Raw genomic sequence first — 21775 nt, forward strand, 5'->3', positions numbered from 1 at the left:
CGGAAAATATAGACTATGAGTGACGAAACACCCGAGGTGCCGGCCGGCTCCGAGCCCGTCCTTGAAGGCGCCATCCTCGACGGCGACGTACTGACCGACCGCGTCGAGCAAGTGGACCTGCAGACCGAAATGCAGCGCTCCTACCTCGACTACGCCATGGCCGTGATCGTGGGCCGCGCGCTGCCCGATGTCCGCGACGGCCTCAAGCCCGTCCACCGCCGCGTGCTCTACGCGATGTTCGACGGCGGCTACCGCCCGGACCGCTCCTTCAACAAATGCGCCCGTGTGGTGGGCGAGGTCATGGGCCAGTACCACCCGCACGGCGACACCGCGATCTACGATGCCCTGGTCCGCCTGATCCAGGACTGGACCATGCGCTACCCGCTGGCGCTCGGCCAGGGCAACTTCGGCTCGCCCGGCAACGACGGCGCCGCGGCCCCGCGGTACACCGAAACCAAGATGGCCCCGCTCGCCATGGAAATGGTCCGGGACATCGACGAGGAAACCGTCGACTTCCAGGACAACTACGACGGCAAGAACCAGGAACCCACCATCCTGCCGGCGCGGTTCCCGAACCTGTTGGTCAATGGTTCCTCGGGCATCGCCGTCGGCATGGCAACCAACATCCCGCCGCACAACCTCCGCGAGGTCGCCGACGGTGTGCAGTGGTACTTGGCCAACCCGACAGCCAGCCGCGAAGAGCTGCTCGAAGAGCTGATCCAGCGCATCAAGGGACCGGACTTCCCGACCGGCGCCACGATCCTGGGCCACAAGGGCATCGAGGACGCCTACCGCACCGGCCGCGGCTCCATCACCATGCGCGCCGTGGTCAACGTCGAGGAACTCCAGGGCCGCACCTGCCTGGTGGTCACCGAACTGCCGTACCAAGCCAACCCGGACAACCTGGCCATCAAGATCGCCGAACTCGTCAAGGACGGCAAGATCTCCGGCATCGCAGACCTCCGCGACGAGACCTCGGGCCGCACCGGCCAGCGCCTCGTCATTGTGCTCAAGCGCGACGCCGTAGCCAAGGTGGTACTGAACAACCTCTACAAGCACACCCAGCTGCAGGACAACTTCGCCGCCAACATGCTCGCCATCGTTGACGGGGTACCGCGCACACTCAGCCTCGACGCGTTCATCCGCCACTGGGTTACCCACCAGATGGACGTCATCGCCCGACGCACGCGCTACCGCCTGCGCAAGGCCGAGGAGGAAGCACACATCCTCCGCGCCCTGCTCAAGGCCCTCGACATGCTCGACGAGGTCATCGCCCTCATCCGCGCCTCCAACACCACCCAGGCCGCGCGCGACGGGCTGATGCAACTGCTCGACATCGACGAGCTGCAGGCCACGGCCATCCTGGACATGCAGCTGCGCCGGCTCGCGGCCCTGGAGCGCCAGAAGATCCAGGACAAGCATGCCGAACTCGAGACCCTGATCGCCGAGTACAACGCGATCCTGGCCTCCGAAGAGCGCCAGCGCGAGATCATCAGCACCGAACTGGCCGAAATCGTGGCCAAACACGGCGACGACCGCCGCACCAAGGTGCTCATGGGCTTCGACGGCGACATGTCGATGGAGGACCTGATCCCCGAAGAGGAAATGGTGGTCACCATTACCCGCGGCGGCTACGTTAAGCGCACCCGCAGCGACAACTACCGCTCCCAGCAGCGCGGCGGCAAGGGCATCAAGGGCGCCCAGCTGCGCGGGGACGACGTCGTGGAGCACTTCTTCGTCACCACCACGCACCACTGGCTGCTCTTCTTCACCAACCTCGGACGCGTCTACCGGGCCAAGGCCTACGAGCTCGCCGAGGCCGGACGCGACGCCAAGGGCCAGCACGTGGCCAATCTGCTGGCCTTCCAGCCGGATGAGCACATTGCCCAGGTGCTGGACCTTCGGGACTACCAGCACGCCCCGTACCTGGTGCTCGCCACCAAGCGCGGGCTGGTCAAGAAGACCCGGCTGGAGGACTACGACACCAACCGGTCCGCCGGCGTGATCGCCATCAACCTGCGCGACGGTGACGAGCTCGTCTCGGCCCAGCTGGTCTCCGAAACCGACGACCTCATGCTGGTCTCCCGCAAGGGACAGTCAGTCCGCTTCACCGCGACAGATGATGCGCTGCGCCCGATGGGCCGTGCCACCTCCGGCGTGACCGGCATGAAGTTCCGGGAGGACGACGAACTCCTCGCGGCCGACGTCGTCAAGGACGGCTCATACGTCTTTATCGTCACCGAAGGCGGCTTCGCCAAGCGGACCGCAGTGGAGGAATACCGGCTGCAGGGCCGCGGTGGGCTCGGCATCAAGGTCGGCAAGTACCAGGAGGAGCGCGGGCACCTTGTCGGCGCCCTCATTGTCCAGGAAGAGGATGAAGTCCTGGTGGTCATGGAGGGCGGCAAGGTGGTCCGCTCCTCGGTCACCGGTGTGCCCGCAAAGGGCCGCGACACCATGGGCGTGATCTTTGCCAAGCCGGACAAGAACGACCGCATCATCGCTGTTGCACGCAACAGCGAACGCGGGCTGGAAAGCGACGAGTCTGCCGAAGGCGAAGATACAGGCGACTATGCCGGCGAAGATGCACGTGACGACGCCGAAAATCGGGCTTCCGCGCCGGATGACGTAACGTTGGCTGAAAATGGCGGACTGCATGAAAAGTCCGCAGCGGCAGAATCAGTACCGGCCCCGGAGTCAGATGAGTCATCAGGCAATGCCGAGCTGGACGAAGACAACACCGGAGGTAACGAGTGAGTAATTCCGACTCATATCCCAATCCCAGCAGCGGCGTGCCGGGCGGTGTGCGGCAACCCGCCGCCGCACCGCGCGTAGGTGGCGCTCCCTCGCGTCCGCAGCAGCGCCCCGGCGTGTCCGGCGCAGCCGCCGGAACGGGACAGCGTCCCCCCGCGCCCGGCCAGCGCCCGACGGTCCCCGGACAGCGCCCCGCCGTCCCGGGCCAGCGCCCCGCCCAGTCCGGCGGGCAGGGCACAGCCGGGCTGATCAAGCCGGCTCCCAAGGCCAAGGTGCGCCGCGCCAGGCTGCTGGTCAGCAAGGTGGACCCCTGGTCCGTGCTGAAGATGGCCTTCCTGCTCTCCGTGGCGCTGGGAATCGTCACGGTCGTGGCGGCGATCGTGCTCTGGACCGTTTTGGACCTGACCGGAATCTTTGACCAGGTGGACAGCCTGCTCGGGACTCTCGCCGGCTCCGAAGGCGGCGGCTTTGAATTGAAGAAGGTGGCGTCCCTGGGGCAGGTGGCCTCGTTCGCGACCATCATCGCCGTGATCAACGTGGTGCTGCTGACGGCCCTGTCGATGCTTTCGGCGGTGCTGTACAACATTGCGGCGACGCTCGTGGGCGGTATTGGCGTGACCCTCACGGACGACTAATTCCCGTGCCTTTCCGCGGAATGCCGCGGGAAAAAGCCTCGATTTGAGATCGGGCCGGGATGTGCTGTACAGTCATATCTCGGCCCGATGAGGCATCGGGGCGTATAGCTCAGGCGGTTAGAGCGCTTCGCTGATAACGAAGAGGTCCCAGGTTCAAGTCCTGGTACGCCCACGGAACCAGTACTGGTTCTGGCAGAGGTTAGTGAAGGTTCGTCGATGACTGAACCGGAACGGAGTGCATGTGAAGAAGTTGCTGGTTATCGCAGCCACGGTCGCAGGCGTTCTCCTCTACAGGAAAGTGCAGGAATCCGAAGCCCGGAAGGTGATCTGGAGCAATTCAACCGATACGGTTGACTAGCCCGGAAGCTGGGGATGGAAGCTGGAAATCAGCTCTCCGGACCTAGGGTATGATTGTCGGGTTGCTTCTTATGGGGGCATGGCGCAATTGGTAGCGCACCTGCTTTGCAAGCAGGGGGTTCGGGGTTCGAGTCCCCGTGCCTCCACCATAGGAATAGCCCCGGACCGCGGAAGCGCGGTCCGGGGCTTTTTTCATGCCCTCCCTCAATCACTCCTTCGGCTTGGCGTAATCCGCCATTCCTTGCCAGTCGATGAACACATACGGCTCGTCGCCGAGTACCCAGGCATCATGCCCCGGCGGGATGACGCCGAAGTCGCCGGGCCCGAATTCGAGTTCTTCGCCGTCATCCATGACGACTTTGATGCGGCCGGAAATCGTGTAGCCGGTGTGGCTGGCCATGCAGCTGTCAGTTTTGGCGATCGGCTTGACGTGATCTGACCATTTCCAGCCTGGGAGGAAGGTGGCCCGTCCAACCGGGCCGGAGTCCAGGTTGACGAGGTCCACCCGGCCCATGCCCTCGGCAACAGGACGTGATTCTTCGGGATCGTCCAGGCTCTTGCGGATCATTGACGCCATGATGGTCTCCTTCTTCGATGATGGCGAAATCGGGATGTGAGACCGCGACTTAAGATTGGCACTGCGGTATGTGCCGGTCAAGACATAGCGGCTGTGACGGCCACCGAGGTCCGTCCCATTAGTGTTGGAACGTGAACTTCTTGCTTGCAGCCGTAGGGGTGCTCGGTGTGGCCTCGTCCGGACCGCTCATTGCCGCCACGCTGGGCGCCACGTCGGTCAGTGCCCTCGCCATCGCTTTCTGGCGCAACGCCATTGGAGCAGTCGTGATGGCCGGTCCGGTTGTGGTCCGCAGCCCCCGTCAGTTCGCAAGGGTGACCGGAGCGGAGTTCCGCTGGTCGCTGGCCGCTGCCGTGGCCCTGGCGTTGCACTTCGCCTGCTTTATCACCTCCCTGCAGCTGACCTCGGTCGCGGCGGCGACGGCGCTGGTGTGCCTTCAGTCAGGCTGGATCGCGATCTTCCAACTCTTCCGGGGGGTCCGGCTCCGCTGGCCGGTGCTGGTAGGGCTGGGGCTCGCCTTCGGCGGCGTCGTGACGATTACCGGTTTTGATATGGGTACCTCGCCCGAGGCGCTCGTAGGCGATCTCCTGGCCGTGGCCGGCGGCGCCCTCGCGGGCATCTACACGCTCGCCGGAGGCAAGGCGCGGCAGAGCATGGGCACCGGCGTCTACACGACCCTGTGCTACGGCATGTGCGCTGCAATTGTGGCGGGAATGGCGCTGTTGGCCGGGCAGCCGCTGGCAGGGTTCGAAGCCACCGGCTGGCTGGGGATCCTCGCCATTACCGTGTGCGCACAGCTGGTGGGGCACACGGCGTTCAACTATCTGCTGGCGACCATGAGCCCGCTGGTGGTGTCCATGATCATCCTGCTGGAAATCCCGGGAGCGGCGCTCTTGGCTGCGGCGTTCCTAGGCGAGACGCTTCCGGTCGGGACCTATGCCGGACTGGTGATGATCCTCGTGGGGCTCGCCGTCGTGGTCCTTGGGCAGCGCGGCTCACGGTCCGTCCGGGGCACAGCAGAGGGGCGCGCTGCGGAGGGCCCCGGAACAGAGCGGCTGGCGGAACTCGGCACCGACTAGACGCCGGCTAGGCCGCGCTCAGCGGCCCCCTAATTACCGCGTCTATTTACCGCGCTAGTCGGAAGTGCTTGTTGGCCGTGCTTGTTGGGCGCGCCTACTGGCCGCCGCGGCGGGCCGGCTGGGCCACGTTGACAGTGTGAATGGCGCGGAGCAATTTCGCCGGGAAATAGACCGAGAAGAAGACCACCATGGGTGCCTTCAGCGCCATCTTCTTGACGTTGTGGGCCTTGTAGGTGCGGTCGAAGCGCGTCACGTAGTAGCGGTAATCCCGCGGCGAGTCCTCAAGCCGCCGGGCCGACATACCCGAAATCATCTGCGCCCAGTACTGGATCCGGAGCTCGTGGTCGGCCAGGTGCAGCGAAAGGTCGATGTCCTCGTGCATCTCGTCCCGCTCGTCCCGGCAGGCTTCTGTTCGGATGGTTTCCCAGGCCGAGCGGCGCAGTGCCATGTTGGACCCGAAGAGGAAGTGATACTGGTGCTTAGCAAGCCTGAGCATCAGCTGACGCATTCTGTCGTCTGCCTTGAGCCCAAACCGGCGCAGGGGCATGTCGTAATAGACCACCGGACCGGTCGCAGCGTGCACAGACTCGTCAGCGAAGGCTTCCTGCACCTGCTCCACCCAGTCCGGTTCCAGCACGGAATCGGCGTCGATCCGCCCGAGGATGTCGCCCGTGGCGTGGTCCAGACCGAAATTGCGTGTGGGGATGAGCCCCTGATCGCGGTCCTGGCTGAGCAGGATGATGGGACTCTCCGGGTACTCCAGCTGCATCTGCCGCACGATCTCCGCCGTGCGGTCCTTGGACAGGTTGTCCACCACAATGATTTCGTGCGCAGGGACCGACTGATAAACCGCGGCGATCAGACACTGCCGGATGACGCTTTCCTCGTTGTACGCCGGGATCACAATAGATACAGTCGGCGGCGGAGCAATGAGCAAGGCATCCTGGGGTGATCTATGGGGTGACATCAACACAAATTTAGCATCTAGCCTGGCATTTGAAGGGGGACCGCGACGCGCCTCCGTCACGCCGTGTGAAAGCTGGCGGGTGAAACAAAAGGAGGGATCCCGCCGTAGCGGAATCCCTCCCTGGGAGAGTGCAGGACACCTGCCGGCAGCCGGACTGCCTCTGGCAGAGCCTCGACCCAGCCGGCCTGTGCCAGCCGGAGCTACTGGCCCGGCTTGTTTGCCCCGTTGTTCAGGTTGGACGCGATGTTGCGGACGGCCGTCTTGGCATCGGTGGCCACCTTTGCGGAAGTCTTCGCGGTGTCGTCGGCAACGTCTTTGGCCGCTTCCTTCACCTTGTCCGCCGCGTCCGCTGCGGGCCCGGATGCCTCGGTGGAAGCCTCGGCCGCAGAGTCCGCTGCCGCAACAGTCGCGGAGCCGGCCTTGTCGGCGGCGTCCTTCAGCGTTTCGCCGGCAGGGGTGGCCGCGGGAGCAGGCTTTACCGGCGTCGGTACCTTCCAGGGGTCCTCCACCGGCTTGGATGCCTTCCAGGCGGCGACACCGGCGGCAACTGCGGCAGCGATGATGCCGAAGATCAACAGGCCGCGGTGTTTGGGTTTCTGCTGCTTGGCAAGCTTGGCGCTAGCCGTCTTGCTGACATCGCTGGCGGCCGCCTTGATGTTCTTTCGTGCAGTCTTTGCGTGTCCCTTGGCAGTCTGGGCCTGCGCCTGGACACCATGGACCACACCAGAATCAATAAGCATCTGTGCGACGGCGTCCACGTGGGCCGGAGCGTTTTCCAGCGTGCGGTGGACGGCCACGGAAGCCTGCCCAATCTGGTCGGAAAGCCTGGGAAGGTACTCGACAACCACCCGGTCGCGTGCGTTGGCGATGACAGGTGCTGCCCTGTCCACAGCCTCGTGCAGGCGCGGCGTCGCGCTTTCCGCGGCGTCGTTAATCTTCGGCGCAAGCTGGGCCAGGCCATCCTGAAGGCGGGGGGTGACGGTGGCAACGCCACCGGCCAGATTGTAAGCCGCCGACTTGAGCCCCTCCTGGATTTTGGGAGAGGCGGTGTCCAGCCCGTGCTGCAGCCGGGGAACAGCCCAGTTCACGGCCGCCTCAACCCGCGGGGCCGCCCAATCCTTGGCGCTGTCTACTCCGGTGCTGACTGACTGCTCCAGGTCACGGGCAATACGATCCGTTTTCTTCACAACTACCTCCCGATTAATGTGACGGTTCTGTTGTTAGCCTACGTGTCTAGGAACGCACCGGCTATTCTTCAGACCGATTTCCAGTGGATTTCACCCAGCGCGGAACTGACTGTGCGGCCCTATGTGGGCGGGGCCGTCATGGAAGAATGGGCGCTATGACTGCCAACGCAACCGCAAAAGCCACTATCCACACGAGCCTCGGCGACATCGTCGTCAACCTCTATGGCAACCACGCGCCGAAGACCGTCGACAACTTCGTCGGGCTGGCCACCGGTGAGAAGGCCTGGACCCACCCGGAAACGGGCGAGGACAAGACCGGCACGCCGCTCTACAACGGCACCATCTTCCACCGCATCATCAAGGACTTCATGATCCAGGCGGGCGATCCCCTGGGTCGCGGCACCGGTGGACCGGGCTACAAGTTCGACGATGAAATCCATCCGGAACTGACTTTCAACGAGCCATACAAGCTGGCCATGGCCAACGCCGGTGTCCAGATGGGGCGCGGCACCAACGGTTCGCAGTTCTTCATCACCACCATCCCCACCGACTGGCTGCAGGGCAAGCACAGCATCTTTGGTGAGGTCGCCGATGCGGACTCCAAAAAGGTCGTCGACGCGATCGAAGGCGTCCGCACCGGCATGGGCGACCGCCCCGTCGAGGATGTCACCATCAACAGCATTGACATCGAAAAGCTCTAACCCCACACCATGAGCTACGGAGTTCCGGCGGCAGAGCCGTCCGCAGAGGTCCCGGTATGCCCCAGGCACCCGGACCGGCCCGCCTATGTGCGCTGCCAGCGGTGCGGGCGCCCTGCGTGCCCCGACTGCCAGCGGGCGGCCGCCGTCGGATTCCAATGCGTTGACTGTGTCAACGAAACCAAACGCACGACCCCGACAGTCCGGACCGTCTACGGCGGCGCCGTGACCGTCGGCAAACCCGTGGTCACTTTCGTGATCATCGGGCTGTGCGCCCTTGTCTACGCACTGCAGTGGATAGTTCCCAACGATGGGATCTACCAGCAACTGGCCTACGCTCCCGCCCTGACTGACGTGGAACCGTGGCGGCTGCTCACCTCGGCGTTCCTGCACTCGCAGGGATTCCTGCTCCACATCGTCCTGAACATGTACACGTTGTGGATTTTCGGCCAGATCCTTGAGCCACTGCTTGGCCACGCCCGCTTCCTGGCCATCTACCTGCTCTCGGCCGTCGGCGGATCCGTCGGCTTCCTCCTGCTGACCCCGGTATATCCCGTGAACGGCCCCGTGGGACTCGTGGGTGCCTCCGGCGCCATTTTCGGGCTGTTCGGCGCGCTGCTGGTGGTCCAGCGTCAACGCGGCGGCGAAGTCCGCCAACTCCTGGTCCTGATCGCCATCAACGGCGTCATCGGCTTCATGGTGCCCCAGATCGCGTGGCAGGCCCATCTCGGCGGCCTCGTAACCGGCGCCCTGAGCGCCGCTGTCATTGCCTACACCCCCCGCGGTCCCCGGCAGTCCCTGGTGCAGGCCATCGGCCTCGCCGCGGTCCTTGCCCTGGTGATCGTCGTGTCCGTCGTCCGGATGGCCAGCGCCGGCTAATCCAGCGCCGGCTAATTGCGACTGCGTCCCGCGGCGGCGCCCCTAGTATGCCTCTCCCTGCTTTGCTGTGCACCCCAGCGGCAGCCCCTGCTGGTTAACCCTTGTGGCGACGCTGCCGTGCACCTCTCTTCCAGTCCGGATCCGTCCGGGGGCACTTCGACACGAAGAAACCGCTTCTAGCCGACATATCGCGGTGACCGGCCCTCGAAGTCGCCCCGGACGGCGCCCCCACTCAGCTTGCCGGCAGGATCCCGGGCATCCGGCTGCACCCCGCAGAAAGCCAGACCGGAACCGGCATGGAGTACTGCGCGCGGAAGTTTTCCACATGGGTTATCCACATTGTTAATAACTTACAAGCGTGTAGTTCACAGCGGCGACCTGGATCTGACCGCCCGAGCTGGCGATTTTCCAGCGTTCAGGGGATGCGGCCGGCCTGATCTCCACACCTGTGGATAACTTCTGTGGGTTGTCCTGTTAGTAAGTGGACAACTTTGATCATTGAGTCCGTTACTTCCGCCGGCCGGAACCACGCGCTTCAGGGTCGTGCGGCCCCTAACGAACTGTCTCTGCCGCACTCTTCATCGTGCTGCCTTATCGCGCTGCTAAATCGCGCGGCGGTGTCGCTGCTGCCAAGGGTCAGGAGCCCCACAGCCGCCAGGAGCGGAACTGCGCACCTGCGACAGCCGGGGGTGTTTCAACAGGGTTATTCACAGAGTTAATAACTTGTCGGTCTGAGTATCCACGCGAATTCGCCCGCTTCATGGCGCCACCGCGGGGTTTGAGCCTCCTCCGTCCCGCCGGTTATCCCCAGCTGTGGATAAGTTGTGGGTAGAGGACTGTTACTAAGTGGATAACTTTTTCGGAGTGCGGACCCGGACCGGCAGATCCGTTCAGGCGCGTTCGAGTACCAACGTCCACGTCCGCCAGGCGCCAAATTGGGGCTTGGAGCCGGGCGCGGCACTTATCCACAAGCAATCCACACTGTTAATAACTTACAGCTGTGTAATTCACCTGCGGCGGGTCCGTCGCCGTCTTCTGTCCGCCCGGCACTGGGCCGTGACGCGAGCCGCGGCGGGCAGATATGCGGAAACTTATAAACAATGTGGATAAGTTTCCCCAGACTTGTGCACAGCTGTGGATAAACGGCATCCTCCGCTGCGCGGCACACGGCTGAGCACTGCGTGAGCTCCGCACGCGGTCGGCAGAGGTGCGGCCAGGTCAGGGGACTACACCGGCCCGCAGTGTTAGTGCGGCCAAACGCCCGACGTTCCGCGCCGGTGGCTGTCCAGCAGATGGGTGTCCACCATTCCGATAGCCTCCATGAGCGCGAACATCGTGGTGGGCCCGACGAAGGCGAAGCCCTTCTTGCGCAGCGCCTTCGAGAGCGCGATGGACTCGGCCGAGGTGGTGGGGACCTGGTCGTGGGAGCTGGGCCGGGGTGTGGCCACCGGCTGGAAGCCCCACACGAAGTCAACCAGGCCGCCGTCGTCCCTCAACGCCAGAGTAGCCCGGGCATTGGTGATGGTTGCCTGGATCTTCAGCCGGTTACGGACGATCCCGGCATCGAGCATGAGCCGCTCAACGTCGGCGTCCGTGAAGAGGGCCACGAGTTCCGGGTCGAAGTCCTTGAATGCCGCGCGGAAGGCCGGCCGCTTGCGCAGAATCGTCGCCCAGGACAGGCCCGCCTGGAACCCCTCGAGGCTGATTCGTTCGTAGAGGCCGTGCTCATCCCGGACGGGCATGCCCCACTCGGTGTCGTAGTACTCGCGCAGCATGGGATCAACAGATGCCCACACCGGCCGCGCCAGTCCGTCGTCGCCAATGGTTGCGCCGTTTAATGCCGGGGTCATCTGGATTCCTTCGCTGGGGCCGGGGATTAGTGCCGGGGGATTAACGACGACGGCCGGCACACTGTGTGTACCGGCCCGTCAGGGATTTGCGCCGCGGGGCCCTGGTTCAGGAACGCCAGCGCGTGGTCATCAGGAACCCGATGATCGCGATTCCGAATCCAGCGACGATGTTCCACGAGGCCCAAGACTGAACCGGGAAGGCGCCCTCGGTGATGTAGAACGTGATGATCCACAGCAGGCCAATGATCATCAGGCCAAACATGACGGGCTTGAACCAGACCGGATTGGGCTTGTAGGCCTCCGCAGCAGAAGTCTGCGGGGCCACACGGGCAGTCCTTTTACGCGGCTTCGACTCGGGCACTGATCCTCCTTGGCGGCTGGAACAAGAGCGGCAACGTGGCTTGATATCCTGCGGGAAGTGAGCCCCGCCGGCCAACGCGCTCTTGGTCAAGTTTGAATTCGTTTATCGGAGCCAATTCTAGCTGTAGTTCCGGCCAGACCGTGGACCCCGCAATCGCCCAGGAGGAGAACCCACAGTGATGCAGTTGGAGCAGGGATCCGGCCCGACGGCCCGCAGCCGCCGCGATCTGCTCCTGCGCAGCGTCCAGATCGCGGGCGAGCTGCTCATGAGCGCGGGCGCCATTCTCCTGCTCTTTGTCGTGTGGCAGCTGTGGTGGACGAATGTGGCCTCCGATGCCCGGCAGCGCGACGTCGTGAAGGACTTTGCCCGTGGGGCGGGAACAGCCGCTCCCGCAGTGCCCAGTCTGCCGGCGGCAAGCGGAGCGGCCGGCGGGGCGGCAGACAACAACGGCCCGGCGGCGGTTGCCGCCAAGCCGGTCGTTGCCCCCGAACCCGCCGAGGGCGCGACAATCGGCATTCTGTATGTTCCCCGGTTCGGTGCCGGGTACACGCGCCCCATCGTTCAGGGAACCACGCCGGCGGTGTTGGACACTCTGGGCATCGGGCACTATCGGGGCACGGCAATGCCAGGGGCCGCGGGAAACTTCGCCGTGGCCGGCCACCGGCAGACTCACGGTGCAGTCCTGGACCATATCGACGCCTTGGTGCCCGGGGACCGGATCTATGTCCAGACCCGCGAGGGCTACTATGTCTACGTGTTCCGGAACAGCCAGACAGTCCTCCCCTCCCGGACCGATGTACTGTTGCCGGTGCCGACGCAGCCGGGCGCCGCGCCGACGGAGAGCTACCTGACCATGACGAGCTGCAACCCGCGGTTTGGGTCCCAGGAACGCTTTGTGGCCTACGCCGTGCTGGAGCGGTGGCAACCTGTTTCCGCCGGGCCGCCGGCTGAAATTGCCCAGGCGGCCCGCGCGGCCAGGGAAGGCTGACGGATGTATGGCTGGCTTTTCCGCCACCTTCCCGGTCCCTTGTGGCTCAGGATTGCGACTGCGCTGGTGCTGGCGGCCGGAGCACTGGTATTGATGGTTCAGTTCCTTTTTCCCTGGCTGGCGCAATTCACCCAGTTAACAGATTCAACGATTGGTTCAGCAAAGCACCCATGAGTACAACCAAGATCCTGGTCGTAGACAACTACGACAGCTTTGTCTACACCCTGGTCGGCTATCTCCAGGAGCTCGGTGCCGAGACCACCGTGGTCCGCAACGACGACGTCACGCTCGCCGAGGCGATCGAAATGGCCGAGGCACGGGACGGTGTTCTCATCTCTCCCGGGCCGGGGAACCCCGCCGGGGCCGGCGTCTGCATTGAGCTGATCAAATGGTGCGGCAGCCGGGACAAGCCCATGCTGGGTGTGTGCCTGGGCCACCAGGCGCTGGCGGAGGCCTACGGCGGGACGGTGACGCACGCTCCCGAACTGATGCACGGCAAGACCTCCCTCGTCGAACATCACGGAACCAGCGTGTTTGCCGGGCTGCCCTCCCCGCTCACGGCCACCCGCTACCATTCGCTGGCGGCTGTCCGAGAGAGCATCCCGGAGGTCCTGGAGATCACCGCGGAAACGGGCACCGGCGTTGTGATGGGCCTGCAGCACCGCACCGCCCCGCTCTGCGGTGTCCAGTTCCACCCGGAATCTGTCCTGACCGAAGGCGGCTACCAAATGCTGGGCAACTGGCTCGAGTCACTCGGCATGGCCGGCGCCGCTGAACGGGCAGCGGACCTGAGCCCGCTCATCAAGCACTGACCCGGCGGTCACTGACGCGCCGGCCCTGACCCGGCCTGCCCGCGCCGGCGCGGCTGTCGCCGGCACTTCGGCGCAGCCCCGACCGGATTAGGGGAACAGTCCGTCCAGGACCGCGCCCTCCTTGGACGTGGTCTTGGTGGGCGTCGGCGTCGGAGTCGGCGTCGGTGTCGGCGAGGGAGGTGGCGCTGGTGCCTTCGCCACGGTCACGGTGATGGTCTTACCCTGTTCCACGAGAGAATCCGCGGCGTCGGCCTGGCCCGTCACCTTCCCCGGAGCCACCTGGGAATTCTCGACTTCGGTGGCTTTAAGTTTCAGGCCCTGCGCCGTCAGTTTCGCCTCCGCCTCCGCCCGCGGCAGTCCGATCAGCTGCGGCACAGCCACCTTCCCGGTGGAGACGACGATTTCGACGGCGTCCGCGACGGCCACGATCTGGCCCGGGGCCGGCTTGGTGGTGATGACAATGCCGACCGGGACCGTGGGGTTGTTGGACATCTTGGTGGTGAGGGAACCGGTCAGTCCCGTCTGGTGCAGGAGATCGCGGGCCGCCGCCTCCGTCCGGCCGGGCAGGTCGGTGGGGATGGTGATCGCGCTGGGGCCTTCCGAAATGTTGAGGATGATGTCCGAGTTGGCGTCCATGGAACTTCCCGACGCCGGCACGGTGCCAATGGCGGTGCCCTTGGGGATGCTCTCGTGCTGGAGCCGTTGGAGCTGTGGCTTGAAGCCGGCGTTGTACAGCCGTTGCAGGGCCTCTGATTCCGTCAGGGACGTCACCGTGGGAACCAGGACCTTGGTTGCCTGCGGCGGGGCCTGATTCATGAGGCTGTACAGCCACAGGCCGCCCCCGGCCAGTACCAGCAGCGTGAGGACCATCAGTGTCGCGATCCAGGTGCGGCGGCGCGACTTCTGGCGCGGCGTGTGCTCGCGTTCGACCGGCAGCGCCAGGGGCAGGTTGCCGGTGTCCGCCGTGCCATAGAGTTCGGTGCCCGCGGGCTGCAGCAACTGCTCGTCGTCGGACGTATCTTCGGCGGGCCGCAGCCGGCCGCCGGGGGAATCGTCGAGGAACTTGGCCCCTGTCAGCGAGAACGCTGCAGTGGGCGCCAGGGGGTCAGGCCGGGGAACGGCGTTGGTGGGGTCGGTGGGGGCCTCACTGGCGGTCGGTGCTGTCACCGGAACGCCGCTGCGTGCGGCCCGCAGGGCGCGGCGGAAGGCGGACGCGTCCTGGAAACGGTCCGCGCGGTTCTTTTGCAAGGCCTTCATCAGCACGCTGTCCAGCGCCGCGGAGACGTCCGGGTTGAGGCTGCTGGCGGGCTCGGGGATCTCCCGAACGTGCTGGTAGGCCACAGAGACGGGGCTGTCGCCGATGAACGGCGGCCGGTCGGTCAGCATCTCATAGAGAAGGCATCCTGCGGAGTAGAGATCGCTCCGCGCATCGACGGTTTCGCCCCGTGCCTGTTCGGGGGACAGGTACTGGGCAGTGCCCACGACGGCCTGGGTCTGCGTCATGGTGGCCGACGAGTCCGCCATGGCGCGGGCGATCCCGAAGTCCATGACCTTGACGCTGTTCGAATCCGCGCAAAACATCACGTTGGCCGGCTTGATGTCGCGGTGCACGATTCCGGCCTTGTGACTGTAATCGAGGGCGGACAGCACGCCGAGGGTGAAGTCGATTGCCTGATCGATGGTGACGTCCTTGGCCCGCACCATGTCGCGGATCGTCTTGCCGGAAACGAATTCCATCACGATGTAGGGCACCCGGACGCTGTCGTCGTGGTCACCGGGGACCGCGTGGTCCCCGGTGTCGAAGACAGCCACAATCGAAGGGTGATTGAGTGCCGCGACAGCCTGGGCCTCGCGCTTGAACCGTGCCTGGAACTGGGGATCCCTGGCCAGGTCAGGGCGAAGCAGCTTGACGGCCACAGTACGTCCCAGCCGGGTATCGACGCCGCGGAAAACGTCCGCCATGCCGCCACGGCCGATCAGCTCACCCAGCTCATAGCGCCCGCTGAGGACGCGCTGCGTGTTCGCCGGGCGTTCCTCCCTGTGCGACGGAGTGCGGGATGTATTGCTCATGATTGTTTAGGGTCCGGACTTAGTAGGTGAAGGTGTTGTGTCGGTGGCATTGGCTTCGGCGAGGTGGTAGGTCACGACGCTGCCGGCGGTCACCTTGGACCCGGAAGGAGGCTGCGAGCTCACGAAAGTGCCCGGCTCTTCCTTCTTATTCGTGGGACTGACGTCGGCTCCCTTGGCCCACCGCAGCCCGGCGCCCTGGATGGCCTGCTGGACCTCAGCCTCGCTTGCGCCCGACTTGATGGACGGGACGGAAACCATTTCCGGTCCCTTGGAGTAGCTGACGGTGATGGTGTCCCCGGGCTGGACCGCACCGGAGGGATCAATATTCGTGACGGTGCCCGGCGTCGCGTCGTTGACAACCTCGGCGCCGGTGACTTGCAACCCCTTGCCAATCAGCTCGTTGCGGACGTCGTTGTACGGCCGTCCCAGGTAGGCATCCGGGATCAGGTTAATGGCTGCCGGAGTGGACTCCGTGGGCGTCGCCGAACTGGGAGTGGGGCTTGGAGTCTCGGAGGGGGACGCGGAGGACGCCGAGGGGGTGGCGCTGCTCGGCTTCGCGGCACTGGATATGGCACTGGACGTGGCCGGCGCCTGCGAGGGAAAGAGATTGCCGGCCTGGCTCAGGACCACACCGACCAAGACGAACACCACCAGGAGGATCAGCGCAATCAGCGGCCACGTCCACGGGCTGCGTCCGCGGCGCTTCGGCTCTTCCTCCGGTTCGTCGTAGTCTTCCTCCTCCTCCTCCTCTTCCGGCACCCAGCTCCGCTCGGCCGCGAGGGCATCGGCGCGGTTGAGCGCGTTGCGGGCCCCGTAGCCGCTAGCGGCGGCAGCACCGGCAGCCAGGCCGGCCGCCGCGCCGGCACCGGCGGCGCTAACGACGGGCAGCGCGGAAGTTGCGGACGTCGACTTGTCCTGCGCGGCGCTGGAGCCAATGACGCTGGTGGCCGCTGTGGGGACGTCTACGGGGGCCGTGATGGGTCCGGTGGCTGCCTCGAAAAGCAGCATGCCCGGCACAGCTGCGTGTGCGGCGTCGATATCACCGTTGCGGATGGCCTCGGCTGCCTCGGACAGCTTGATGGCGTCAGCCGGGCGGTTCTTCGGATCCTTTGCCAGCATTGACATCAGCAGGGCGCGGACCGGCCTGGGCAGCGTGTCCGGCAGCGGCGGGGGCGCGTCGTTGACCTGGGCCAGCGCGATGGCGATCTGGGATTCCCCGGAGAACGGACGGTGTCCAGTGAGGCACTCGTAGCCGATCACGCCAAGGGAGTAGATGTCCGAGGCTCCGGTGGCAGTCTGCCCCGTGGCCTGTTCCGGTGCCAGGTACTGGGCGGTGCCCATCACCTGGCCGGTCTGGGTCAGCGGAACCTGGTCGGCCAGGCGCGCGATGCCGAAGTCGGTGACCTTGACGCGGCCGTCCGGGGTGATGAGCAGGTTCCCCGGCTTGACGTCGCGGTGCACGAGTCCCTGCGCGTGGGCAACAGCCAGGGCACGCGCCGTCTGCGCGATCATCGAAAGGGTGCGGTCCGGCGAAAGCACCTGTTCGTGCTCGATGATGCTGCTCAGCGGCTGACCCGGAACCAGTTCCATGACCAGGTAGGCCGAACCCTCTTCCTCGCCGTAATCGAAGACGTTGGCGATACCCACGTGGTTCAGGAGGGCGGTATGGCGTGCCTCGGCGCGGAAGCGCTGCAGAAATCCGGGGTCACCCGTGTATTCCTCCTTGAGCACCTTGATGGCGACAATGCGGCCAAGGATCAGATCTTTGGCTTTCCAGACTTCTCCCATACCGCCGATCGCAATGCGCGTGGTCAGCTGGAATCTGCCGCCGAGGGTGATTCCCGAAGTTGGCCTCACTTATTCAACACCGCCTCAAAAATCTTCTTCGCGTTCGGACTGGTTAGGTTTGCGCCAGTGGTGATGTCTACGCCTTCCATGACGATGGTGACAGCCACTTGCGGGTCATTTGCCGGGGCAAACCCGGTAAACCATGAGTTGTTCAGGCCGTTGCCGAGTTCCGCGGTGCCGGTCTTGCCGGCCACCGGGACACCGGGCACGGCCGCCCGGCTGGCGATGCCGTCGTCGACGACGCTGACCATCCACTCGTTGATCTGCCGCGCGATCTCCGGGGTGGTGGCGGTGCGCAGGGCCTGTGGTTTCGGTTCGCTGATCGCCCGCAGGTCAGGTGCGCGTACGGCCTTGATCAGGTTCGGCTGCATCTGCACGCCGTCGTTGGCGATCGCCGCCGTCATCGTGTTGATCTGGAGCGGGGTGGCCCGGACATCGCGCTGGCCGATCGAGGACTGCGCCAGCCCGGCGTCGTCCAGCGGATCGCTCGGGAAGAAGCTCGGGGCACTGTCCAGCTTCAACTGGTCGCCGAAGTCCTGCCCGAAGCCGAACTTCCCCGCCTGGTCCCCGATGGCCTTCTGCCCCAGGTCCAGGGCGATGCTGGCGAACGGCGTGTTGCAGGACTGCTGCAGGGAAAACGCGAACGACGCCGTGGTGCGGGTATAGCAGTTGCCGCCCGCGTAGTTGGGCAGCTTGTAATCGATGCCAGGGAATGACATCTCCGCCGGGTTGGGCAGGACGCTGTCCTTGTTGTACTTGCCCGAATTCAGCGCCGCCGCCGTGTCAATGAGTTTGAATACCGATCCTGGCGCCAGCAGGGCGCCCGTGGGCCCGCTGACGTTCTGGTTCAGGTTGATCCCGGGGACCTTGTTCAGTTCGGTGTAATTGGCCTGTTCGGCAACCGGGTCCTGGGTGGCAATCAGGTTGGGGTCATAGGACGGTTTGGAGACCATGGCCAGGATCGCGCCGGTCTTCGGGTTGGTGACCACGATCGATCCGCGCTGGCCGTCCGGGATGAGGTCGTAGGCCAGCTTCTGGATCTTGGGGTCCAGGGTCAGCTCCACGGACGCGCCCTTGGGCTGGTTGCCGAGGAACAACTGGCCCACCCGGTCCAGGAACTGCTGGTCCGAGCTGCCTGCCAGCTCATCGTTCATCGACTTCTCGAGTCCGGTGAGGCCGTAGTTCTTGGAGAAGTATCCGGTGATGCCCGCATAGAGCTCCGGCTGGGAGTAGGTCCGCTGGAATTTGCAGCTCTCCGTGGCGGGCACGGACTCAGCCACCGGGGTACCGCCGACAATGATCGCGCCGCGGTCGTTGCAGTAATTCTGCAAGATGGCGCGCCTGTTCCAGGCGTTGGCTTTGAGCTCGTCGGCGCCAACCACCTGCACATAGCTGAGCGCGCCGAAGACCAGCACGAACATCGCGATGGCGGCAATCCATGAATTGCGGATGGCCTGGTTCACAGCTGTTTCACCGCCTCGGTGGGTGCGTCGGGACTGGTTCGGGGATCCGGTGCCGGTTTGGAGGGCAGCATGGGGAAGTTCTTGCGGAGGCCCGGTTCCTGGCCGGGCGGCAGCGGCGTGGTATCCACCGGACCGCGCGCGGTGTGCGAAATCATGAGCAGCAAGCCGACAATGATCCAGTTCGCCAGGAGCGAAGACCCGCCGGCGGCGAGGAACGGCGTCGTGAGTCCGGTCAGCGGGATGAGGCGCGTGACGCCGCCGATCACCACAAAGCACTGCAGCGCGATCGCGAAGGAGAGCCCGGTGGCGAGCAGCTTGCCGAACGCGTCGCGGGTGCCGAGTGCGGCGCGGAAGCCCCGCGTGAACAGCAACAGGTACATCAGGACGATCGCGAAGACGCCGATCAGCCCGAGCTCCTCACCGAATGAGGCGATGATCATGTCACTGTTGGCAAACGGGACGAGGTTGGGCCGGCCCTGGCCGAGCCCGGTGCCGACCAGGCCGCCGTTGGCCATGCCAAACAGGCCTTCGACGATTTGGAGACTGCCGCCGAACTGCCGCCCGTACACCTCATCGGTGAAGGCGTTGAGCCAGCCGTCGATCCGCAGCGCGACGTGCGAGAAGACGCGGGCTGCCACGAAGCCGCCCACCACAATCAGGACCAGACCGATGATCACCCAGCTGATGCGGCTCGTGGCGACGTAGATCATCACCAGGAACAGGCCGAAGAACAGGATCGAGGAGCCGAGGTCGCGCTGGAAGACCAGCACGCCGATGCTCACGAGCCAGGCGGTGATCATGGGGCCCATGTCCTTGAACCGCGGGAACTGCACCGGGCCGATCTTCCGGCCAGCCAGCAGGATCAGGTCCCGGTTCGAGGACAGGTACCCGGCAAAGAAGATGGCGAGCGTGATTTTGGCGATTTCACCCGGCTGGAAGGTCATGGAACCGATCTTGATCCAGACGCTGGCACCGAGGACTTCTCCGGCGGAGATGCCGGGAACCAGCGGCAGGATCAGGAGCACGGCGCTGACGGCCAGCGAAATATAGGTGAAGCGTCGCAGGATCCGGTGGTCCTTGAGGAACCAAATGACCGCAATCGCGACCCCCATGGCAACCAGCGTCCAACGCAGCTGGTTATTGCCGGTGTCCTCGCCCACCCGGTCCAGCCGGTGGATCATGGCCAGGCCCAGCCCGTTGAGAGCCACCACGAGCGGAAGTATTACTGGGTCGGCATATTTTGCGCGGATCCGCAGGACCAGGTGGAACGCCAGGGCGGCCGCTGCCAGAAGGCTGGACTGGAACCAGAAGTCGGTATCGAACGCTTTTTGCCGGTCCACGCCCACGAGGGCTTGGGCGCCAATCCCGACAGCGAGGGCAAGGACCAGGAGGACCAGCTCCACGTTACGTCGTGGCCTGGGCACGGGGTCGATGGGTGTCATTTGGCCACCTCGCAAGTCGTAGTCGGGGTGGCGGATGGCGACGGCTTGGCCGTTCCAGCGGAGGCCGTGGCACTTGGTTTGGCCGTCCCTGCGGAGGCCGTGGCACTTGGTTTGGCCGCCCCTGCGGAGGCCGTGGCACTTGGTTTGGCCGTTGCGCCGGGGGAGGGAGTGGCGCCGGCGGCCGTCGCTGCGGGGGACGGGGTGAGGCATTCATCGGCCGGGGCGGTGGTGCCGGTGCGTTCCAGATTTTTGACGATCCGCTGCGCGTCGTAGAGATCGCGGGCGGGCACTGTCTGGCGCACTCGCTGCTGCGAAAATTCCGGAAGGTCGGACATCTTGATATCGGTCACCGCTTCGAGGGTGGAAAGTTGGATGGGCCCCAGACGCTGGGAGACGCCGTTGAAGATGGCCACGTGCTGATCGTGCTCGCCGATGTAGTAGCGCGTCTGCGTCCAGGCGTAGCCAAGCCACAGTCCGACGGCAAGTAGCGCGACGATCGCGGCGGCAATGGACACTGTGAGCCACCGGCGCGGCCGTCCGGCGGCCCTGAAGTCGACGGCGTCCTCCCGGTCCTGTTCCGACTTGTGCGTGAGGACCGTGGCCGCGCGCCGGGCCACGGTGCGTCCGGCGATAGAGGGAATGGACCCCGATTCCGCTGCCGCGGCGGCGGCCCCGACGAGTTCGTGGGGGCGCATGGAGAGTTCTTCACGCAGGACTTCAGCCGAGAGGTGTTCGCCCAGATGCGGGTCGGTGGTGATCTCTGGTTCCTTGCCCTCGGCATCCATCTGCGCGGCAGCGGCCGGCGTGCCGTCGGCCGGGGCCCCAGGAGCAGGGTCGGCCGTCGGCGGGACCGATGCACCCCCGGCCGCGGCCCGGGCAGCGGACCCGGCGTCGCTACCGGAGTCGTTCTTCTTCCCGGACTCGCCGGCGGACTTCTCGGCACCAAACAGAGGTCCGGCTGCCGCAGCGGGCGTCGAGGTCCCGGCGGCCGGCGCGGGCACGACGTCGACGGCGGCGGTCCGGACGTCATCGCGAGTCGGCTCGGCGATGTCGAGCACCACCACCGTCACGTTGTCCGGGGCGCCGGCCTCCAGCGTCAGTTCAATCAGCAGTTCGGCGCATTCGTCCAGGTCCTTCGTCTCCCGAACCGTGCGCTCCACGACGTGTCCGGCCACGTAGTTCAGGCCGTCCGAGCACAGCAGCCAGCGTTCCCCGGCCTGGACAGCCAAGGTGTCGAGATCCAGCTCCGGGCTGGCATCGACGTCCCCCAGCACGCGCATGAGGACGTTTTTGTGCGGATGCGTCTCAGCCTCTTCCGGGCGCAGGCGGCCTTCGTCAATCAGCCGCTGGACAAAGGTGTGGTCGATGCTGACCTGTTCGAACTCGCCGTCGCGCAGACGGTAGGCCCGTGAGTCGCCAATGTGGGCGAAGTGAAGCTTGCCCTCGGCTAGGAGGAGGGCCGTCACCGTGGTGCCCATCCCGGCGAGCTTGGGATTGATGTGGACCAGCTCGGACAGCAGGGAGTTGGCCGTCTGGATTTCGTCGGCGAGGACAGTGCCGGCGTCGCCGTCGTAGTCGTCATGATCCAGGTGGATCATGTCCAGGACGGTCGCGGCGGAGGCGACATCACCGCCTGCATGGCCACCCATGCCGTCGGCAACGACGGCGAGGTGCCGGCCCACGTAGGCGGAGTCGTCATTTTTGGCGCGTATGCGGCCGACATCTGAACGCGCGGCGTAACGCATGATGAGCGGCCGCTTCGGGGCTGTTGTTTTACCTTCGACCCTGTCTGCGGGGCGATCCGGGGCAGACAT

Annotated in this window: 18 protein-coding genes and 2 tRNA genes; 10 read left to right on the top strand and 10 right to left on the bottom strand. The window is 65.3% G+C overall.

What is annotated here, in order from left to right:
• Positions 1-15 precede the first annotated feature (15 nt).
• The 5 genes from gyrA (at position 16) to BLQ10_RS08690 (ending at position 3892) form a co-directional block, all read left to right on the top strand.
• Positions 16-2754 (top strand): DNA gyrase subunit A, encoded by a 2739-nt coding sequence (gene gyrA / locus BLQ10_RS08675; protein ID WP_139164200.1) that lies wholly within the window; start codon positions 16-18, stop codon positions 2752-2754.
• Positions 2751-3386, top strand: a complete 636-nt coding sequence (locus tag BLQ10_RS08680; protein WP_091560755.1) for a DUF3566 domain-containing protein — start codon at positions 2751-2753, stop codon at positions 3384-3386. Before gyrA ends, BLQ10_RS08680 begins: the two co-directional genes overlap by 4 nt.
• A 98-nt stretch (positions 3387-3484) precedes the next feature.
• Positions 3485-3558, top strand: a tRNA-Ile gene (locus BLQ10_RS08685).
• 69 nt (positions 3559-3627) lie between these two features.
• Positions 3628-3744 carry a DLW-39 family protein gene (locus BLQ10_RS22535; RefSeq protein WP_216699097.1) on the top strand — a complete coding sequence of 39 codons (117 nt, stop codon included), beginning with the start codon at positions 3628-3630 and terminating at the stop codon, positions 3742-3744.
• 72 nt (positions 3745-3816) lie between these two features.
• A tRNA-Ala gene (locus BLQ10_RS08690) sits at positions 3817-3892 on the top strand.
• 59 nt (positions 3893-3951) lie between these two features.
• Here BLQ10_RS08690 and BLQ10_RS08695 read toward each other — a convergent pair.
• Positions 3952-4320 (bottom strand): cupin domain-containing protein, encoded by a 369-nt coding sequence (locus BLQ10_RS08695; RefSeq protein ID WP_091560757.1) that lies wholly within the window; start codon positions 4318-4320, stop codon positions 3952-3954.
• Positions 4321-4451: 131 nt separating this feature from the next.
• Between BLQ10_RS08695 and BLQ10_RS08700 the strand changes: the two genes are divergently transcribed.
• Positions 4452-5396 (top strand): DMT family transporter, encoded by a 945-nt coding sequence (locus BLQ10_RS08700; protein ID WP_091560759.1) that lies wholly within the window; start codon positions 4452-4454, stop codon positions 5394-5396.
• A 94-nt stretch (positions 5397-5490) separates the two neighbouring features.
• Here BLQ10_RS08700 and BLQ10_RS08705 read toward each other — a convergent pair whose 3' ends face one another.
• Positions 5491-6363: a glycosyltransferase family 2 protein gene (locus BLQ10_RS08705; RefSeq protein WP_091560761.1), complete on the bottom strand. Its 873-nt coding sequence runs from the start codon at positions 6361-6363 to the stop codon at positions 5491-5493.
• A gap of 200 nt (positions 6364-6563) precedes the next feature.
• Positions 6564-7550 carry a hypothetical protein gene (locus BLQ10_RS08710; RefSeq protein WP_091560764.1) on the bottom strand — a complete coding sequence of 329 codons (987 nt, stop codon included), beginning with the start codon at positions 7548-7550 and terminating at the stop codon, positions 6564-6566.
• A 155-nt stretch (positions 7551-7705) separates the two neighbouring features.
• Between BLQ10_RS08710 and BLQ10_RS08715 the strand changes: the two genes are divergently transcribed.
• Both BLQ10_RS08715 and BLQ10_RS08720 read left to right on the top strand, forming a co-directional pair.
• Entirely contained in the window at positions 7706-8251 is a 546-nt protein-coding gene (locus BLQ10_RS08715) for a peptidylprolyl isomerase (RefSeq protein ID WP_091560766.1), read from the top strand.
• Between the two features lie 9 nt (positions 8252-8260).
• Complete coding sequence (locus tag BLQ10_RS08720) at positions 8261-9127, top strand: rhomboid family intramembrane serine protease (RefSeq protein ID WP_091560769.1); 867 nt, start codon at positions 8261-8263, stop codon at positions 9125-9127.
• 1244 nt (positions 9128-10371) lie between these two features.
• On the opposite strand, the gene BLQ10_RS08725 is transcribed toward BLQ10_RS08720, so the two are convergent.
• Positions 10372-10977: a DNA-3-methyladenine glycosylase I gene (locus BLQ10_RS08725; protein ID WP_091560771.1), complete on the bottom strand. Its 606-nt coding sequence runs from the start codon at positions 10975-10977 to the stop codon at positions 10372-10374.
• Between the two features lie 106 nt (positions 10978-11083).
• The gene (locus tag BLQ10_RS08730) at positions 11084-11338 is read right to left on the bottom strand and encodes a cell division protein CrgA (protein WP_091560774.1); all 255 of its coding nucleotides are present in this window, start codon (positions 11336-11338) and stop codon (positions 11084-11086) included.
• Positions 11339-11516: 178 nt separating this feature from the next.
• Between BLQ10_RS08730 and BLQ10_RS08735 the strand changes: the two genes are divergently transcribed.
• Together BLQ10_RS08735 and BLQ10_RS08740 are read left to right on the top strand one after the other, a co-directional pair.
• A complete protein-coding gene (locus BLQ10_RS08735; RefSeq protein ID WP_091560777.1) occupies positions 11517-12326 on the top strand; it encodes a class E sortase in 810 nt (269 codons plus the stop codon).
• 170 nt (positions 12327-12496) lie between these two features.
• Positions 12497-13138 carry an anthranilate synthase component II gene (locus tag BLQ10_RS08740; RefSeq protein WP_091560780.1) on the top strand — a complete coding sequence of 214 codons (642 nt, stop codon included), beginning with the start codon at positions 12497-12499 and terminating at the stop codon, positions 13136-13138.
• An 87-nt stretch (positions 13139-13225) separates the two neighbouring features.
• Here the strand turns inward: BLQ10_RS08740 and pknB are convergent, their stop codons facing one another.
• Genes pknB through BLQ10_RS08765 form a run of 5 tightly spaced genes read right to left on the bottom strand, consistent with a single transcriptional unit; the run spans position 13226 to position 21775 of the window.
• Positions 13226-15208 (bottom strand): Stk1 family PASTA domain-containing Ser/Thr kinase, encoded by a 1983-nt coding sequence (gene pknB, locus BLQ10_RS08745; RefSeq protein ID WP_091560782.1) that lies wholly within the window; start codon positions 15206-15208, stop codon positions 13226-13228.
• 6 nt (positions 15209-15214) lie between these two features.
• Entirely contained in the window at positions 15215-17065 is a 1851-nt protein-coding gene (locus BLQ10_RS08750) for a protein kinase domain-containing protein (protein WP_091560784.1), read from the bottom strand.
• Positions 17062-18519: a peptidoglycan D,D-transpeptidase FtsI family protein gene (locus BLQ10_RS08755; protein WP_091560786.1), complete on the bottom strand. Its 1458-nt coding sequence runs from the start codon at positions 18517-18519 to the stop codon at positions 17062-17064. The genes BLQ10_RS08750 and BLQ10_RS08755 overlap by 4 nt, the downstream gene beginning before the upstream one ends.
• Positions 18516-19961 carry an FtsW/RodA/SpoVE family cell cycle protein gene (locus BLQ10_RS08760; RefSeq protein ID WP_091560788.1) on the bottom strand — a complete coding sequence of 482 codons (1446 nt, stop codon included), beginning with the start codon at positions 19959-19961 and terminating at the stop codon, positions 18516-18518. Before BLQ10_RS08760 ends, BLQ10_RS08755 begins: the two co-directional genes overlap by 4 nt.
• Complete coding sequence (locus tag BLQ10_RS08765) at positions 19958-21775, bottom strand: PP2C family protein-serine/threonine phosphatase (RefSeq protein WP_091560790.1); 1818 nt, start codon at positions 21773-21775, stop codon at positions 19958-19960. Before BLQ10_RS08765 ends, BLQ10_RS08760 begins: the two co-directional genes overlap by 4 nt.

It is taken from the genome of Arthrobacter sp. ok362 (assembly GCF_900102785.1).
In the GTDB taxonomy this organism is placed as follows: Bacteria; Actinomycetota; Actinomycetes; order Actinomycetales; family Micrococcaceae; genus Arthrobacter.

Excerpts from the sequence above, each read along its gene's own strand:
- gyrA (WP_139164200.1), top strand. The coding sequence starts at position 16 with ATGAGTGACGAAACACCCGAGGTGCCGGCCGGCTCCGAGCCCGTCCTT.
- BLQ10_RS08695 (WP_091560757.1), bottom strand. The coding sequence starts at position 4,320 with ATGGCGTCAATGATCCGCAAGAGCCTGGACGATCCCGAAGAATCACGT.
- BLQ10_RS08705 (WP_091560761.1), bottom strand. The coding sequence starts at position 6,363 with ATGTCACCCCATAGATCACCCCAGGATGCCTTGCTCATTGCTCCGCCG.
- BLQ10_RS08715 (WP_091560766.1), top strand. The coding sequence starts at position 7,706 with ATGACTGCCAACGCAACCGCAAAAGCCACTATCCACACGAGCCTCGGC.
- BLQ10_RS08720 (WP_091560769.1), top strand. The coding sequence starts at position 8,261 with ATGAGCTACGGAGTTCCGGCGGCAGAGCCGTCCGCAGAGGTCCCGGTA.
- BLQ10_RS08725 (WP_091560771.1), bottom strand. The coding sequence starts at position 10,977 with ATGACCCCGGCATTAAACGGCGCAACCATTGGCGACGACGGACTGGCG.
- BLQ10_RS08735 (WP_091560777.1), top strand. The coding sequence starts at position 11,517 with ATGCAGTTGGAGCAGGGATCCGGCCCGACGGCCCGCAGCCGCCGCGAT.
- BLQ10_RS08740 (WP_091560780.1), top strand. The coding sequence starts at position 12,497 with ATGAGTACAACCAAGATCCTGGTCGTAGACAACTACGACAGCTTTGTC.
- pknB (WP_091560782.1), bottom strand. The coding sequence starts at position 15,208 with ATGAGCAATACATCCCGCACTCCGTCGCACAGGGAGGAACGCCCGGCG.
- BLQ10_RS08760 (WP_091560788.1), bottom strand. The coding sequence starts at position 19,961 with ATGACACCCATCGACCCCGTGCCCAGGCCACGACGTAACGTGGAGCTG.
- BLQ10_RS08765 (WP_091560790.1), bottom strand. The coding sequence starts at position 21,775 with ATGTCTGCCCCGGATCGCCCCGCAGACAGGGTCGAAGGTAAAACAACA.